Genomic DNA, 15,808 nt, shown 5'->3' with positions numbered 1-15,808 from the left:
ATTAAGCTTCTTTCTCTAAACGTTCTTGTAAACGTTTCATGCTGATTAGTTCTTTACTGAGAGTTGATATAAAATTAGGCGACCACATTAAGTTATTAAGGCTGTCAGGATCAGTAATTTGAACGACTGATTGGATTCGCTGAATTGCATCCTGAACACTTAATTGTGAGTTGAGCACTTTAGAAACAGTTGTCATTGCTCCTGGCCAAACATCTGGAAAATGCCACTTGTTTTGATCTTGTTGCAGTCCTGTATCATAGAAGTCACGAATTAGCTTACCCCGATCCTGCTGATTACCACAGACACTTAAGTAAAGCATTACTGTAACTCCCACTTTGTTTCGTCGTTGAGAAATTCCGCCAATCTTTTGGCCGTTAACGCTAATATCGAAGCTTCCTGGACAATACGAATGCGTGATTTCACCAGTGGCAATTTCTAGGCTAGGGAAAGCTGCCTGAATTAGGTCGACCATTCGCTGGTATGCTTCATCAATAGTTAATTCATGATCTTCGAGGTGCCATGGATAGAAAATTGATAAGTTTAAAATACCGTCGTCACTTACAACTGCTAATCCCCCTGAATTACGCATGAAATAATGGAAACCACGGTGTGTAAGTGAAGTAAGGGCAGTTGATAAATGCGGTAATCGTTGATCTTTTAATCCTAAAATAACTGTATCTTCTAAGGTCCAAAAATGAAGAAGGGAAAATTTAAGTTCGTTAGCTGAACGTAACAAAGCGTTGGTATAGATGAAAGACGAAAGATTATCTGCTGGAGTTAGAGGTTGAATAAATTGTTGAAAACACTGATTCTTAAAATTAGACATCGTACTTCTTCTTTTCTATGAAATAATATATCTATATTATACAAGAACTCATGAGAACATGGATGTTTCACGGGGTATTTATTAGTAAAAAGAGTATAATAATGACGATGAGTAAAGTGAAAGGAGGAGTTTATTATCAAAAGTGTAATTCCTGTTCATGTGAATCTCTCAACGATCATTGAGCAAAATGGACAGCAAGAAAAATTTACCTTTACTGAAGAAGGTACTTTTGTTGAAATGAATGGTAAGTATTATTTACGGTACATTGAACACCAAGATGGTCAAGAAACGCCGGTGCAAATTAAGTTCGAAGATGAGCTAATCCGCTTAAGAAGGCGAGGCAATGTCGAAACAAACCTATTTTTAGACCCGACACAAGAAACCATCATGCGGTATCAAACAGAATACGGCATGATTAAAATTGACGTGTTAACAGAAAGTTTGGAAAAAGACGTTGATGTAAAGGCCCCAGCTGGTCACCTTTCTGTCAAGTACCAACTAAAACAAGCGGGACAATTAATAGGGAGTTACCAACTAGAATTGCAATTTACTGCTTAATATTGTATGATGTAGTTTAGACTTTTTGAAGGGATGTGCACCAATTTGGATTTAAAGGTTTTTGACGGTCAGGACAAATCAGAACTTTCAATGATTGAAGTCGCACACGCTATTTTAGCTCACCATGGAGAAGCAATGGCGTTTGTTGATTTGACCAACGAGGTTCAGCAATATCTGGGTAAGAGCGATGAGGAAATTCGTGAACGTCTTGCACAGTTCTATACTGACTTAAATGTTGATGGCAGTTTTATTTCCCTTGGTGACAACACCTGGGGTCTGCGTGCTTGGTACCCATTCGAATCTATCGATGAAGCCACAGTTGGTGAAAATGAAGAAGATGAAGAGGATGATCGTCCAAAGAAGAAGCGGCGTAAAGTCAATGCCTTCCTCGCAGACACCGATGACGATGACGATGTAATTGACTATGACAATGATGATCCTGAAGATGAGGATCTTGATACTGACGATGATACCGATTCTGAAGATGATTATGATGACGACACTGATGATTTCAGTGACGACGATGATGATCTTGATGATGGTATTGAAGGCCAGTTATCAGAATTACATGATGAAGAAGATGAAGACGAGGATGACGAATAATTTTCAATTTTGTGCTTGACTATTATTTATTGACCCTGTATTATCTTTCTTGGGCGCCTGTAAAGACAGGCCAATAAGTTCGTAGATAAATAAGCTCCCTGTTTCAGTGTTTTATTTGAAATAGGGAGTTTTTTCTATTATCACACCCGCAAATATAAAAAAGGAGTAGACGACAATGACGAAATACATTTTTGTAACCGGTGGAGTTGTATCATCATTAGGAAAGGGAATTGTTGCTGCCTCTTTAGGACGATTATTAAAAAATCGGGGCCTAAAAATTGCAATCCAGAAATTCGATCCTTACATTAATGTTGATCCCGGTACGATGAGTCCATACCAACACGGTGAAGTTTTTGTGACTGATGACGGAACGGAAACTGATTTGGACCTTGGTCACTATGAACGTTTTATCGATAATGATCTTAATAAATATTCAAATGTTACAACGGGTAAAATCTACTCTGAAGTTCTTCGTAAGGAACGCCGTGGGGATTACCTTGGTGGGACAGTACAAGTTATTCCACATATCACTAATGCCATTAAAGACAAGATTAAGCGTGCTGGGGAAAGTACTGATGCTGAAGTTGTAATTACCGAAATTGGTGGCACGGTTGGGGACATTGAATCACAACCATTCATGGAAGCTATTCGCCAAATGAAAGAAGAAGTGGGCAGTGAAAATGTATTATACATCCACACTACCTTAGTACCATATCTTCGCGCTGCTGGTGAAATGAAAACTAAGCCAACTCAACACAGTGTTCGAGAATTACGTGGTTTAGGAATTCAACCTAACATTTTGGTTGTCCGGACAGAGCAACCAATTACTGATGATATGCGGAAGAAGATCGCCTTATTCTGTGATGTTGATCCTAAAGCCGTTGTTGAATCAATGGATGTTCATACCCTTTATGAAATTCCGTTAAACTTACAAAAGCAAGGAATGGATCAATTGGTTGTCGACCACTTTGGGCTAGATGTCCCAGAAGCTGACATGACAGAATGGACAGAAATGGTAAATCATATCGAACATGACTTAACTAAGACTGTTAAGATTGCGATGGTTGGTAAGTATACTGACTTACAGGATGCTTATATTTCAGTTAATGAATCATTACGTCATGCTGGTTATCCTGTAAATGCTAAGGTAAAGATTGACCACTTTAATGCTGAAAACATTACTCCAGAAAATGTTGTAGAGACCCTGAAAGACTACGATGGGATTCTTGTTCCTGGTGGTTTTGGGAACCGAGGAGTAGAAGGAATGATCACTGCAATTAAGTATGCTCGGGAAAATGATGTTCCTTACCTCGGTATTTGTTTAGGGATGCAAACAGCATGTATTGAATTTGCACGAGATGTATTAGGATACACTGATGCCAACTCAACTGAATTTGATACAAACACTAAACACAATATTATTGACTTGATGGCAGATCAAGCGGACATTGAAGAGATGGGAGGGACACAACGGCTTGGTGCATATCCATGTAAGCTTAAGCCAGGAACAGTTGCTGCAGCGGCTTATGATAACCAATCAATGATCAGTGAACGGCACCGTCACCGTTATGAATTCAACAACGACTACCGTCAGGAAATGGAAAACCACGGCTTGGTTATTTCTGGAGTGAACCCAGACCGGAATTTAGTTGAAGTAGTTGAAATTCCTGATAAAAAATTCTTCGTGGCTGCTCAATACCACCCAGAATTTAAGTCTCGTCCTAACCACCCAGAAGGATTATTTGCTGCATTTGTAAAAGCAGCTGCTGAGGACAAATAAAAATTTAAAGTGTATAATATAATTAATACAAGGGATGGGGGCAAGAATGTCACTTCTCTTGTTTTTTGTTTAGTAGAATTGTTAAATTTTAAGTTAAATATGCTAATTTTTGGCCTGACCTTATGATTTTTTTTAAGATTGTTTATAAAAGGTTGTAATTCTCTTGATATTTCATTATCATTACAGTTGACTGTTTTGTAACTGAAATAATCATTAACTTAGCTTAAATGAAAAACAGACTAAAATTTTTAAGTGAGGAAACGCAGAAATGAAGAAAATGATCATTCAAGGAGGAAACCGTCTTTCTGGTGAAGTCACGATCGGTGGTGCCAAAAATAGTACAGTGGCATTAATTCCAGCTGCTATTCTTGCAGATACCCCTGTAGAGTTTGACACGGTTCCAGATATCTTGGATGTTCACAATCTGATGATTATTTTGGAGTCAATGAATGTAAAGTCCGAGTTTAGTCACGGAGTTTTAGATATTGATCCAACACAAATCGTAGAAGCTGAACTTCCAAGCAAGGCAATTAAAAGTCTTCGGGCTTCCTATTACTTTATGGGTGCATTATTAGGTCGTTTCCATCGCGCGACATTAACATTTCCGGGAGGCGATAATATCGGCCCCCGCCCAATTGACCAACACTTAAAAGCATTTAAAGCACTTGGAGCAACCGTTAGCGAAGAAAAGGGTACTGTTCATTTAGATGCGCCGAATGGCTTACATGGGTCTCGGATTTTTTTAGATATGGTATCAGTTGGTGCAACAATTAATGCTACCTTAGCAGCTGTTCGCGCTGAAGGAACAACAACTATTGAAAATGCAGCTCGTGAGCCGGAAATTATTGATTTAGCAACATTCTTAAATAATATGGGCGCTAAAATTCGGGGTGCTGGAACCGATACTATCCGTATCACTGGAGTAAAGACACTTCAGTCAATGAATACTCATACAATTATTGCTGATCGAATTGAAGCTGGAACATATCTATCATTAGCAGCAGCGCTTGGTGATGGTGTTATGATCCATAATGTTATTCCTGAACACTTAGAATCATTTACCAGTAAAATGATTGAAATGGGTGTTGATCTTCAAATCGATAGTGATAAGATTTATGTGCCAAAGTCCAGTCATTTACATCCGGTTACTGTTAAGACGATGCCATTTCCTGGTTTTGCTACTGATTTACAACAACCGCTTACTCCATTGATGTCACTTGCTGATGGCGATAGTACGATTGTTGATACTATTTATCCAAAGCGTGTAAAGCATATTTCCCAATTACAAAAAATGGGGATGAAGATTGAAGCGCATGATGGAATGATCGTCGTTAAACATACAGAAAAGCTTCATGGCGCGGAAGTCTCTGCAGGTGAGATTCGTGCCGGAGCAGCTTTAACCATTGCTGGATTAATGGCAGATGGACAGACTGTAATTAATAATGCCGGAAATATTTTACGGGGTTACGATCGAATTGTCTGGAAGCTTAATCGCCTTCATGCCAATGTTTCTATTGAGGACGATTCTTCAGTAAAAATTGGTTAGAAGTTGCGTACTTCTTTAAATCGTGGTATCCTGTTAAAGTTGATTATCTATGTTTCAGGCAATGATTCATGGCAAAAGGAGCGTAATAAATTATGAAACAAGGAATTCATCCAGATTATCATCCAGTAGTTTTTGAAGATTCATCTACTGGTTACAAGTTTCTCTCTGGCTCAACAGCCACTTCAAGTGAAACTGTTAAGTGGGAAGACGGTAATGAATACCCATTAATTCGGGTTGAAGTTACTTCAGATTCACACCCATTCTACACTGGTAAGCAAAAGTTTACTCAAGCCGACGGTGCTGTCGACAAGTTCAACAAGAAGTACGGTCTCAAGTAATCGAACTTCTGATTATTCAAAAAAGCCGGGAAAAGCGAAAGTTTTCCCGGCTTTTTTGAATTAAGTCTAATAAATAATTATTAACGCTATTTTGTGTCTTTAAGTATTGATCTTTCTCTGCGTATAATATTGATAATTGAGAAAGCGGGGGCTACCTATGCATGAAAAAATAATTAATCGAATAATTGCTCTGCATCGTTATTCTTTTGTTAGGATAACCCGGCAGACATTAATTATGATTTTTCCCATTGTTTTTATTGGAACGATGGCAAAAATGATTTTGAAAACTATTTTTAAACCAGATGGATTTATTTATAATATTGCTTTTCTTGATGTAATACCACAGAACGTGTTGCGGATTATTCAATTTATATTAACTAGCATTAGTCAATTAACCTTAGGGATCCTGGGAATCTATACTGTCTATCTGGCAGCAAAATTTACTGCAAAAAGGTATCGGCGGGACGGTAAATTTGCCGGAATAACTGCTATTTTGACCCTTTTATTAATGTCGAATCGTTATGGTAAATCATCCCTGCATTTCTCATTCAGCTTTTATCAGCGCCTCCTTAGTGGTAACAGTTTGCTAATCGTTTTAATCCTTGGTTATGGGATCGGCCAACTTTATCGGTGGTTAACCCCGCCAAAAGATGGCGATAATACCAATGCGCTACCCTTATTACAAGAGCGGTCATTTAGTTCCCTACTCCCAATGACAATTAGTCTTATTTTTGGAGTGGCGATTGCGCTTTTCTTAAATTCCAACACAATTTATCATGTTTGGTCAACAAGTTACTCTACTTTAGTTACGACTGCCCAAGAACATCGGCAATTATGGCTGACGTTATTAGCTACGATGGGGTTAACAATATTTGATTGGTTAGGATTAGGTGTTCCGTACACTTCAATGGCGTTAACATCTGGCGATTCATTTACGACTAACTTGAACTATGCGCTCGCTCATGGAACCCCGTGGAATGTGCCATATGAGTTTTTAGGAAGTTCGCTTTATAATTCATTTGCTAATTTTGGGGGTGACGGCCTGATCCTTGCTTTGATAGTTGCCATTCTGTTAACCTCTAATGGCTCCTATATGCATCGGGTTGCACGGTGGACGGCCTTACCAACATTATTTAATTTTAATTATGCAACAATGATTGGCTTACCAGTTGTATTTAATCCATTATTTCTGATCCCATTTGTCTTCTTACCGATTGTAAATATTCTTCTCGCCAGTTTAGCGATTACGATTCACTTAATACCCTCAACGCCTTACCCGGTTTTACAGGGGACACCTGGCCCGCTTATTAGTTTTTTGGGGACAAATGGTAATTGGGGAATTTTGATTTTTACCTTGGGATTGCTTTTAATTGATATTGCTGCTTATATTCCCTTTGTAAAAATGGCCTTAGTCGTTGAAAATCGCTTAACATTAGCAGAACAGGACGTGATCAGTCATGAAAAAAATGACTAAACCAATTCTTCACACTCGTTTGGTATTGATTGGCCTAATATTGATCTTAGTTCTCATGGCAATCCCAGCATATTTTTGGATGAAAGATACAAACAAATATTTAGCTGCCCAACATAATTCTAGAATGTCGCCGATAATTATGGTTCCTGGAAGCTCAGCAACACAAAACCGCTTTAATCCGCTTATTCGTAAACTTAACGAAGATAGCCCTAAAAAACATAGTGTGTTGCGATTAGAAGTAATGAACAGCGGTAAAATTGTTTCGCAAGGATGGATAAATCGAGGCGATAATGAGCCGATTATCGTGATTGGCTTTGAGAATAATCGTGATGGTTATCAAAATATAAAGAAACAAGCACAAATGGTTAATCAGGCTTTTGAAAGATTGACGGAAGAGTATAGCTTTAATAACTTTAAGGCGTTTGGCCATTCTAATGGGGGGCTAGTATGGACTTATTGGTTGGAACATTACTACTCTGAATATAAAGATACGATTACAATTAAAAGGCTAATGACACTGGGAACTCCATACAACTTTGCGGAATCTTCTGTTAGCCATCCGACGCAAATGTTTTCTGATTTTGTAAAGTATCGGAGTCGGATTCCTAAAAACTTATTAGTTTATTCGGTTGCGGGGACAGAAACTTATACATCAGATGGTCTTGTTCCAGAAGGAAGTGTCGATGCCGGGAAGTACATTTACCAAAAACAAGTCGCCCATTATACGAGTATGACGGTCACGGGAAAAGATGCTCAACACTCTAATTTGCCACAAAATAAACAGATTGTACGGTTAATTGAAGAGTATCTGCTTGATCCAGATGACAACGGTAATCCTAATTCGCAAAATAAGCAGGGGGCTACTCAAAATTAATTAAGCAGGTTATACTAAGTTCATAATAAAAAGTAAGGAGTTCAATATCGTGAAAAAAGATAAAAAGCGATCATTTGAATGGTTACGGTGGACAGCGGTTGTTGTACTGTTATTGATTTCAGTTGTCTTAATTTTTAACCAACAGATTAAGTCTTACTTAGTAGGTAGTTATAGGCCTGAGATTACCCGACAGACAGTTCAAAGCAACCAAAAGAAAAAAGCGACCTATGATTTTCAAAGTGTCAAAGATCTTAACTTGCAAACAGCTGCAAAGGCACGCGCAAATAAACAATCGATTAATACTATCGGAGCAATTACGGTTCCAGCTATTAACATGACGATTCCAATTGCTAATGGGGTTGATAATACAACCCTCGCGTTAGCAGCGGGAACTCTTCGTCCAGATATGAAAATGGGAGAAGGCAACTATGCGTTAGCTGGTCATAATATGGCCCATGGAAGTAAAATCCTATTTTCTCCATTGTACTATCATGCCAAAGTGGGGCAGATGATTTATATCACCAACATGGATCGCGTTTATGAATATAAGATTTATCAACGTGAATTCATTGCGGCGACCCGGGTTGATGTGGTAGACAATACGCCGGAAAAGATTATTACTTTGATTACTTGTGATGCTACCGGGGCTAATCGGTTGATGATCCGCGGTAAATTTGTTAAATCAGAACCATTTACGCAGGCACCACAAAATGTGCAAAAGAATTTTAGCGAGAAATATACAACAGGTCGTTAAAGGGAGCGAGACAGAAGTCACTTGTGACTTCATTTTTCGACGCGAAGCTAGCCTCTGGGAGCCCCCGCAAGCAACAATAGGCCTCCAATGTTCGGTTTTTGAGCCGGACGTTGGAGGCCATTGTTGTACTGCGTATTTGCTTTTTATGAAAGTAACTTAACTTATAGCAAAGTCCTTTTTTTATTTGCAAATTTTTAGCGATATTTGTAATCCATTCCAAATTAAGAAAAACACAATGACGATAAAAAATAGCCAAATTAAAATAAATTTTAAGTAAACAGATGAGCGAACGGACAGGAATGCCACCGTTTGCTCATTTTTTTGCTGTAAATAAATTTCTTGACTCTTTTTCAGGAACCACCTAAGAAAGAGATACATTAAATTTAAGGAGATGCAGTAATGGAAAAACGCGAACAACAGAATGTTTTATGGTTTGATGAATTGCATCGCTCTGACGTTAATCTTGTTGGTGGGAAGTCCTCTTCCTTAGGTGAAATGACTTCCGCAATGAAAATTCCAGTTCCATATGGATTTGCAACGACAACGCACGCTTATCGGCAATTTATGGCAGAAACAGGATTAAATGGTCAAATTAATAAATTATTAGCTGAAATTAATGACTATGAAAATGCTGATGAACTTCATCGGGTTTGCTCACATATTCGGCAGATGATTGTCGAAGCACCGATGCCAAGTGAGATCGCTATGACAATCAAAAAAGCTTATGCAGCTTTATCAGAAAAAATGGGTGAAACTGAACCATTTGTAGCAATTAGGTCAAGTGCTACTGCTGAAGATTTACCGAATGCCTCATTTGCAGGGCAACAAGAATCGTATTTAAACGTGCGTGGTGCTGAAATGGTATTAGCAAAGGTTCAAGAATGTTATGCGTCTTTGTTTACCGATCGGGCAACATATTACCGGCATAAGCAGCATTTTCCTCATGAAAAAGTGGCTTTATCGGCGGCTATTCAGATGATGGTTTTCTCAAAAGCTTCCGGGGTTATGTTTTCAGTCAACGTGGCGAACGGAAATGATGCCCAAATTGTTATTGATACGATTTGGGGATTAGGTGAATACATTGTTTTAGGAAAAGTAACACCAGATCATTTTGTAATTAATAAAAATAACCTTCAAGTAGTAGAACGTTCGGTAGTTCCGAAGGCAATTGAATTGTGTCAAACCCCTGGTGGCGGAGTGCATGAAGAACCGGTGCCAGCAGACCGGGCAATTCGGCCAGCACTAACTGAAGACCAAATTCATGAATTAGCAGGATACGCAAAGGAAATTGAAAAGCACTATGGGTGTTACATGGACATGGAGTTTGCGTTAGACGCACGAACAGATCGGTTATGGCTAGTGCAAGCTCGTCCAGAAACAGTTTGGTCGAATAAAAATAATAAGCAAGCAACAAAGGAGTCCACTGTCGCAATGAATAAAACTAAAAAAATTTTGGTCAAAGGCTTACCAGCAAGTCCCGGCGTTTCAACTGGAAAGGTTCACGTAATTGCAGATCCTAAAGATATTGATGAATTTGAAGAAGGAGAAATATTAGTAACGTTGATGACTTCTCCTGATTGGGTACCGGCAATGAAAAAAGCAGCAGCAATCATCACTGATAATGGTGGAATGACCTGCCATGCCGCAATTGTTTCTCGTGAAATGCAGATCCCTTGTATCGTTGGAACTAAGAGCTGTGGGCAAGCAGTTACTGAAATGCTGCAAGATGGTGAACAAGTAACTGTTGATGCTAAAAATGGAGTTGTTTATCAAGGCGACCTCGCCGAGCAATTTAATAGTGAAAAAGAGACAACAGAGCGTGGCTATGTAGAATATTACGCGCCGACCGCAACCAGAGTCATGATGAATTTAGGCGATCCAGAACTAGCAGATAAATATGCTGAACTGCCTGTTGATGGTATTGGTTTAATGCGAGAAGAGTTTCTTTGGACGACTTATATTCATGACCATCCTCTTTACTTAATTGAAACGGGTCATCCCGAAAAAGTTGTTGATATGTTAGCAGATGGGATTGCTAAAGTGGCCCGGGCGATTGCTCCGCGGCCGATGGTTTTACGTTTTTCTGATTTTAAGTCTGGTGAATACCGTAATTTAACGGGCGGCGATCAATATGAGCCACGTGAACCTGCCGACTTATTGGGATGGCGTGGCGCTTCTCGGTACTATGATCCCAAATATATCGAAGCTTTTAAGCTAGAACTTGCGGCGGTAAAAAAGGTGCGTCAAGAATTTCGCTTAAAGAACCTCAACGTAATGATTCCGTTTGTTCGCACCGTTGCTGAAGCTGATAAAGTAACAAAATTAATGGCAGCGGCCGGTTTACACCGTGGGCCTGATTTTAAGGTTTACATGATGGCTGAGATTCCAAGTAATATCATCTTGGCGGATCAGTTTAATAAGTATGTTGATGGCTATTCGATTGGGTCCAATGATTTAGCAATGCTTATTTTAGGTTGTGATCGGAACAATGATACAGTGGCCCACCTCTTTGATGAACGCAATCTTGCGGTAAAACGTGCGATTAGTCACCTTATTAAGACTGCTCACCAAGATAACAAGACAGTTTCAATATGTGGGCAAGCGCCATCTGAATATCCTGAATTAGCATCTTTCTTAATTCAACAAGGAATTGATTATATTTCAGTTAATCCAGATATGGTTAAAGAAACAAAACAGAATGTAGCAAGGATTGAACAGCGCATAATCCTAGATAACGCGACTGGCAAAGGACGACAATCTGTGAAAAATTATGCATGGTAGAAAGGATTGAATAAAATGCAAATTTTTATTGATATTAATGCTTCTGAAAATGGTAATGGTTCGCAAGAGTTTCCGTTTAAATACATCCAACAAGCAGCAGATATTGCTCGACCGGGAGATTATGTTCAGGTAATGCCGGGGGAATATCATGAGGAAGTTCATCCACAATACTCTGGAACGAGCGATAAGCCAATTATTTATGCGTCTGCTAAACAAAATCGGGCAATCATCACGGGAGCTGACCGTGTTACTGGCTGGAAACATGTTGCTGGTCCGGTATGGCAATTAAAACTCCCTAATGCTGAATTTGGTGACTATAATCCATACAACGTTTTAGTCGATCAAACCTTTAATCATGCCGGTGAAATTTTCCTAAATAATAAAGCGATGTACGAAGTTGATCAGTTGGCAAAAGTTGAAACACCAAGCGAAAACAAACTTTCGCGAGACCAGAAATTTACCCGTTATACCTGGTATACCGAACAGTTGCCAGCGGAAGATACAACGGTAATCTATGCGAACTTCCAAGAGCAGAATCCTAATGATGAACATGTTGAACTGACTTTCCGTGAAACGTGCTTTTATCCAGAAAAAGCAGGACTCAACCACCTCATTTTATCTGGCTTTACAATGACTAAAGCTGCTTGTCGGTGGGCATCTTCACAATATAACAAGGGGATCATTGGTACTAATTATGGTCAAGGATGGAAGATTGCTAAATGCGACATCTCTCATGCTAAGTGTTCTGGGATCTCCCTTGGTCGAAATATTGTTCCAACCATTGACGATGATAAGGTTTATCCACACCGGATTAAGAACAATACAATTCATGATTGTGGACAGACCGGGATTATCGGTGTTGAAGGCAATCCATCCCCAATTATTGAACACAATAGTATTTACAATATTAATACTCGGCAAAACCTTGTTAGTGATGATGTTAGTGCGATCAACCTTTCACCAGCGATTGGGGCTAAGATTTTACGTAATTGCATTCATGATTGTACGCGCGGAATTTGGCTCGGCGGCAAGGTTGAAGACACTCAAATTTCACGAAACGTATTCTACAACAATTCACTGCCAGATTCATTTGAGGTTACAAACGAAAATCGCGAGGACTTAATCGCAGCGCTTGGAGAAGATATTGAAATTAAAGATTCGATGGGCGTAACTTTGATTGATAACAATTTCTTATTATCAGATTGTGCACTCAAGCTTGAATCTAAGGGTATCCTTCTCGTTCATAACCTGATTAATGGCAGTGTGGAATGGTTAAGCAATACGACGGTTGCTGAAAATGATCCTTACTACCACCGCCTTTATCAACAAAATGTGACAGAAAGTGCTCCTTACGATTCTTCCTGTTTCTATAACAATGTCTTTATCCGCAAGAACCTCCGGAGTGAAATGGCAAAATTAATTGCATTTGCCCACGAACAGGCAAGCGAACAACCAATTGATAATCATATTAGCGATGATAATGCTGCTTATGTTGGTCTAGCCAGTGGACAACGAAGCTATATTCCAGCAAATAAAGCAGGAAATATTTTTATGAATGATGAGCAAGAAGACGTTAAGATTGACATCGATTCAAATGAAGATGGGGTATTTCTCGATAGTAATATTTGCGACTACTTGAATGAGGATACCAGTCGGGTGATCGCGGTTGGTACTACTCCCGAGACTGCCCGTGATTTTGATACAGATTTCTTAGGGAACCATCGTGAAGGAATTAGTGTAACAGCTGGACCTTTTGATGCGAAAGAAGAATATAGTCGACGCTTATTTAGATTACTGTTTTAAGGAGGCAAAGAAATGCGCAAACCGTTTATTATTGCGAACTGGAAAATGAATAAAAACGTTCATGAATCTGTTGCATTTGTTAAAGCAATTAAAGAAAAGCTCCCGGCAAATAAAGAAATCGGAATTGCGGCTCAAGCAGTTTCGCTATATAACATGAAAAAAGTGGCGGGATCTTCCAACTTACAAATTATTGCTCAAAACGCATCTGCTGAGTTAGAGGGACCGTATACTGGAGAAATTAGTATGCGAAGTTTAGCTGATGCTGGCGTGACATATGTGATGCTAGGACATTTAGAGCGCCGGCGCCTTTTTAACGAGAGTAATGATTCAATCAATCAAAAAGTTTTGGCGGCCCTCAATGCCGGAATTATTCCAATTATTTGTACAGACGAAGAGATGGTCCAAACAGAAGTTAACGGAAAAATTCATTATGTATTTCGTCAACTAAAGAGTGTCCTTAAAGGGGTACCAGCTAACAAACTCTCACAGATAGTTATTTCCTATGAACCGAGTTGGGCTGTTGGGAGTACACATCAAGCAAATCCAGACATTGCTGAAGAGGGATGTCAGGCAATTCGTCAAAGTCTAATTGAAATGTATGGTAATGAGATTGGCGAGCAAGTCCGAATACTCTATGGTGGCAGCGTTAATCCCGAGAACATTGGCCAAATTATGAGTAAAGCAAATGTTGACGGGGCACTAATTGGTCGTGCAAGTCTCGAAATTGAAAGCTTTTTACAAATGATTAATTATATCGGATTAGCGAGCAAGCAGAAGTTACAGGTAATTTAGGAGGAAGAATGATGGCTTACTTTGATAATGGAAACAAACTTTTTGATGACGCCCGGAAGAATCAATACGCAATTGGGGCATACAATATTAATAATCTTGAATGGACCCGGGCAATTTTGCGGGCGGCAGCTGAGACTAATACCCCTGTACTGATCCAAGTTTCAATGGGAGCCGCCAAGTATATGGGGGGTTATAAATTTGTCAAAGATATGGTTGAAGACCAGATGGACGCAATGGGAATTAAAGTTCCGGTTATTCTGAATCTTGATCATGGTGACTATGATGCAGCGATTGAATGTATTAACTTAGGATATTCGTCAGTCATGTTTGACGGACATAAATTACCGATTGAAGAAAATTACGCCAAAACCAAAGAGATTGTCCAATTGGCACATTCACGCGGCATTGCGGTTGAAGCTGAAATCGGTAAAGTGGGAGAAAACCAGGATACCAGCAGTGGGGAACTTGCTGACGTTGAAGATGCAATGGCGTTTGCCGCAATGGGAGTGGACCGTCTTGCTTGTGGAATTGGTAATATCCACGGCATTTACCCTGCTAACTGGCCAGGGTTAGACTTTGACCGCCTTCAAGAAATTGCGAATGCGATTGATATTCCGCTCGTGCTTCACGGTGGTTCGGGAATTCCTAGAGAACAGGTTCAAAAAGCAATTTCAATGGGGATTGCAAAGGTGAATATCAATACTGAATTCCAGTTAGCGTTCCAAGATGCAACACGGAAGTATATTGAAAATGAATTAGACCTCAATAAAGAACAAAAAGGATATGATCCGCGGAAATTATTACTTCCTGGAACAGATGCAATAACTGCTAAAATGAAAGATATGATTGAATGGTTAGGCACGCCAGCAGTTGCCTAATTATATGCCTAATTATAATGGAGGTTATGGAATGGCAATCACAGTTTACTTTGTCCGGCATGGTGAGACGTACTTCAACCGGTTTGCCCGTCTGCAAGGATGGTCAGATACTCCGCTTACAGAAAAGGGGAAGATGAACGCTAAAAAGATCGGTCAAGTTTTAGCGGACTTAAGGATCGATTATCTTTTCGCTAGTGATTTAAAACGAGCAGTTGATACTGCACGGCTTTTAATTGCGGATCATCCAACTGCAACGATGAAGGAACCGATTCAAAAGGAATTCTTCCGCGAGGTATTCTACGGGTCTTTTGAAGGCCATAGTAACGAGGAAGGCGCAATTTGGGCAAGCTATCTTGAAGGCAAACGATTTCGGCGGATCGGTGAATTAGTTGATGAATTTGGCGTTGAAAAAGCGCATGACTTGCTGAAGGCCGCCGATCCAGCGCACCTTGCAGAAGATAGTAATGAATTAAATGCCCGTGTAGAGCAGGCAATTACTTTTCTGCAAAGCTTACCTGACAAGAGTAATGTGGTTGTAGTAGCCCATGGATCGATTATCCAATACATTGCGGGGATGTATGGCGAACCGGGATATAAGTACGAAAACTTACATAATGGCGCCTTGATGAAGGTTCAGTTAACAGCTAAGGACGTTGAAATTACCGGATACAATCAATTTCAACTATAAAAGGGAGCGAGACAGAAGTCACTTGTGACTTCGTTTTTCGACGCGAAGCTAGCCTCTGGGAGCCCCCGCAAGCAACAATAGGCCTCTAACGTTCGGTTTTGCCGGACGTTAGA

14 protein-coding genes are annotated in these 15,808 nt (G+C 39.6%); 13 read left to right on the top strand and 1 reads right to left on the bottom strand.

Features of this window, described 5'->3' with window-relative positions; genetic code table 11:
• Position 1 precedes the first annotated feature (1 nt).
• Positions 2 to 826, bottom strand: a complete 825-nt coding sequence (locus tag LMB57_RS08600) for a lipoate--protein ligase family protein (RefSeq protein ID WP_229272380.1) — start codon at positions 824 to 826, stop codon at positions 2 to 4.
• 159 nt (positions 827 to 985) lie between these two features.
• Between LMB57_RS08600 and LMB57_RS08595 the strand changes: the two genes are divergently transcribed.
• The 13 genes from LMB57_RS08595 (at position 986) to LMB57_RS08535 (ending at position 15,695) form a co-directional block, all read left to right on the top strand.
• Complete coding sequence (locus LMB57_RS08595) at positions 986 to 1,384, top strand: YwiB family protein (RefSeq protein WP_229272381.1); 399 nt, start codon at positions 986 to 988, stop codon at positions 1,382 to 1,384.
• Between the two features lie 45 nt (positions 1,385 to 1,429).
• The gene (gene rpoE, locus LMB57_RS08590) at positions 1,430 to 1,987 is read left to right on the top strand and encodes a DNA-directed RNA polymerase subunit delta (protein WP_172401344.1); all 558 of its coding nucleotides are present in this window, start codon (positions 1,430 to 1,432) and stop codon (positions 1,985 to 1,987) included.
• A 175-nt stretch (positions 1,988 to 2,162) separates the two neighbouring features.
• The gene (locus tag LMB57_RS08585) at positions 2,163 to 3,767 is read left to right on the top strand and encodes a CTP synthase (protein WP_229272382.1); all 1,605 of its coding nucleotides are present in this window, start codon (positions 2,163 to 2,165) and stop codon (positions 3,765 to 3,767) included.
• A gap of 268 nt (positions 3,768 to 4,035) precedes the next feature.
• Entirely contained in the window at positions 4,036 to 5,313 is a 1,278-nt protein-coding gene (locus tag LMB57_RS08580) for a UDP-N-acetylglucosamine 1-carboxyvinyltransferase (protein ID WP_229272383.1), read from the top strand.
• A 92-nt stretch (positions 5,314 to 5,405) separates the two neighbouring features.
• Positions 5,406 to 5,651: a type B 50S ribosomal protein L31 gene (locus LMB57_RS08575; protein ID WP_003665599.1), complete on the top strand. Its 246-nt coding sequence runs from the start codon at positions 5,406 to 5,408 to the stop codon at positions 5,649 to 5,651.
• A gap of 157 nt (positions 5,652 to 5,808) precedes the next feature.
• A complete protein-coding gene (locus LMB57_RS08570) occupies positions 5,809 to 7,125 on the top strand; it encodes a PTS transporter subunit EIIC (RefSeq protein ID WP_229272384.1) in 1,317 nt (438 codons plus the stop codon).
• A complete protein-coding gene (locus LMB57_RS08565) occupies positions 7,109 to 7,999 on the top strand; it encodes an alpha/beta hydrolase (RefSeq protein ID WP_229272385.1) in 891 nt (296 codons plus the stop codon). Before LMB57_RS08570 ends, LMB57_RS08565 begins: the two co-directional genes overlap by 17 nt.
• A gap of 49 nt (positions 8,000 to 8,048) precedes the next feature.
• Complete coding sequence (locus tag LMB57_RS08560) at positions 8,049 to 8,753, top strand: class A sortase (RefSeq protein ID WP_229272386.1); 705 nt, start codon at positions 8,049 to 8,051, stop codon at positions 8,751 to 8,753.
• Between the two features lie 399 nt (positions 8,754 to 9,152).
• On the top strand, positions 9,153 to 11,534 hold the full coding sequence (gene ppsA, locus LMB57_RS08555) for a phosphoenolpyruvate synthase (protein ID WP_229272387.1): 2,382 nt from the start codon (positions 9,153 to 9,155) through the stop codon (positions 11,532 to 11,534).
• A gap of 15 nt (positions 11,535 to 11,549) precedes the next feature.
• On the top strand, positions 11,550 to 13,337 hold the full coding sequence (locus LMB57_RS08550; RefSeq protein WP_229272388.1) for a right-handed parallel beta-helix repeat-containing protein: 1,788 nt from the start codon (positions 11,550 to 11,552) through the stop codon (positions 13,335 to 13,337).
• 12 nt (positions 13,338 to 13,349) lie between these two features.
• On the top strand, positions 13,350 to 14,129 hold the full coding sequence (tpiA, locus tag LMB57_RS08545; protein WP_229272389.1) for a triose-phosphate isomerase: 780 nt from the start codon (positions 13,350 to 13,352) through the stop codon (positions 14,127 to 14,129).
• Positions 14,130 to 14,140: 11 nt separating this feature from the next.
• Positions 14,141 to 15,007, top strand: coding sequence for a class II fructose-1,6-bisphosphate aldolase (gene fba, locus LMB57_RS08540; protein ID WP_003667230.1), 867 nt, complete (start codon positions 14,141 to 14,143; stop codon positions 15,005 to 15,007).
• A 31-nt stretch (positions 15,008 to 15,038) separates the two neighbouring features.
• Positions 15,039 to 15,695 carry a histidine phosphatase family protein gene (locus tag LMB57_RS08535; RefSeq protein WP_229272390.1) on the top strand — a complete coding sequence of 219 codons (657 nt, stop codon included), beginning with the start codon at positions 15,039 to 15,041 and terminating at the stop codon, positions 15,693 to 15,695.
• The last annotated feature ends 113 nt before the right edge of the window (positions 15,696 to 15,808 follow it).

It is taken from the genome of Limosilactobacillus secundus, from assembly GCF_020784695.1.
Classification (GTDB): domain Bacteria; phylum Bacillota; class Bacilli; order Lactobacillales; family Lactobacillaceae; genus Limosilactobacillus; species Limosilactobacillus reuteri_F.
The sequence above is the reverse complement of the archived record's forward strand: the minus strand, read 5'-3'. Positions and strand labels throughout refer to the sequence as shown.

What these genes read in the sequence shown, in the direction of transcription:
- LMB57_RS08550 (WP_229272388.1), top strand. Translation starts at nt 11,550, where the DNA reads ATGCAAATTTTTATTGATATTAATGCTTCTGAAAATGGTAATGGTTCG.
- LMB57_RS08570 (WP_229272384.1), top strand. Translation starts at nt 5,809, where the DNA reads ATGCATGAAAAAATAATTAATCGAATAATTGCTCTGCATCGTTATTCT.
- tpiA (WP_229272389.1), top strand. Translation starts at nt 13,350, where the DNA reads ATGCGCAAACCGTTTATTATTGCGAACTGGAAAATGAATAAAAACGTT.
- fba (WP_003667230.1), top strand. Translation starts at nt 14,141, where the DNA reads ATGGCTTACTTTGATAATGGAAACAAACTTTTTGATGACGCCCGGAAG.
- LMB57_RS08575 (WP_003665599.1), top strand. Translation starts at nt 5,406, where the DNA reads ATGAAACAAGGAATTCATCCAGATTATCATCCAGTAGTTTTTGAAGAT.
- LMB57_RS08585 (WP_229272382.1), top strand. Translation starts at nt 2,163, where the DNA reads ATGACGAAATACATTTTTGTAACCGGTGGAGTTGTATCATCATTAGGA.
- LMB57_RS08535 (WP_229272390.1), top strand. Translation starts at nt 15,039, where the DNA reads ATGGCAATCACAGTTTACTTTGTCCGGCATGGTGAGACGTACTTCAAC.
- ppsA (WP_229272387.1), top strand. Translation starts at nt 9,153, where the DNA reads ATGGAAAAACGCGAACAACAGAATGTTTTATGGTTTGATGAATTGCAT.
- LMB57_RS08600 (WP_229272380.1), bottom strand. Translation starts at nt 826, where the DNA reads ATGTCTAATTTTAAGAATCAGTGTTTTCAACAATTTATTCAACCTCTA.
- LMB57_RS08580 (WP_229272383.1), top strand. Translation starts at nt 4,036, where the DNA reads ATGAAGAAAATGATCATTCAAGGAGGAAACCGTCTTTCTGGTGAAGTC.
- LMB57_RS08565 (WP_229272385.1), top strand. Translation starts at nt 7,109, where the DNA reads ATGAAAAAAATGACTAAACCAATTCTTCACACTCGTTTGGTATTGATT.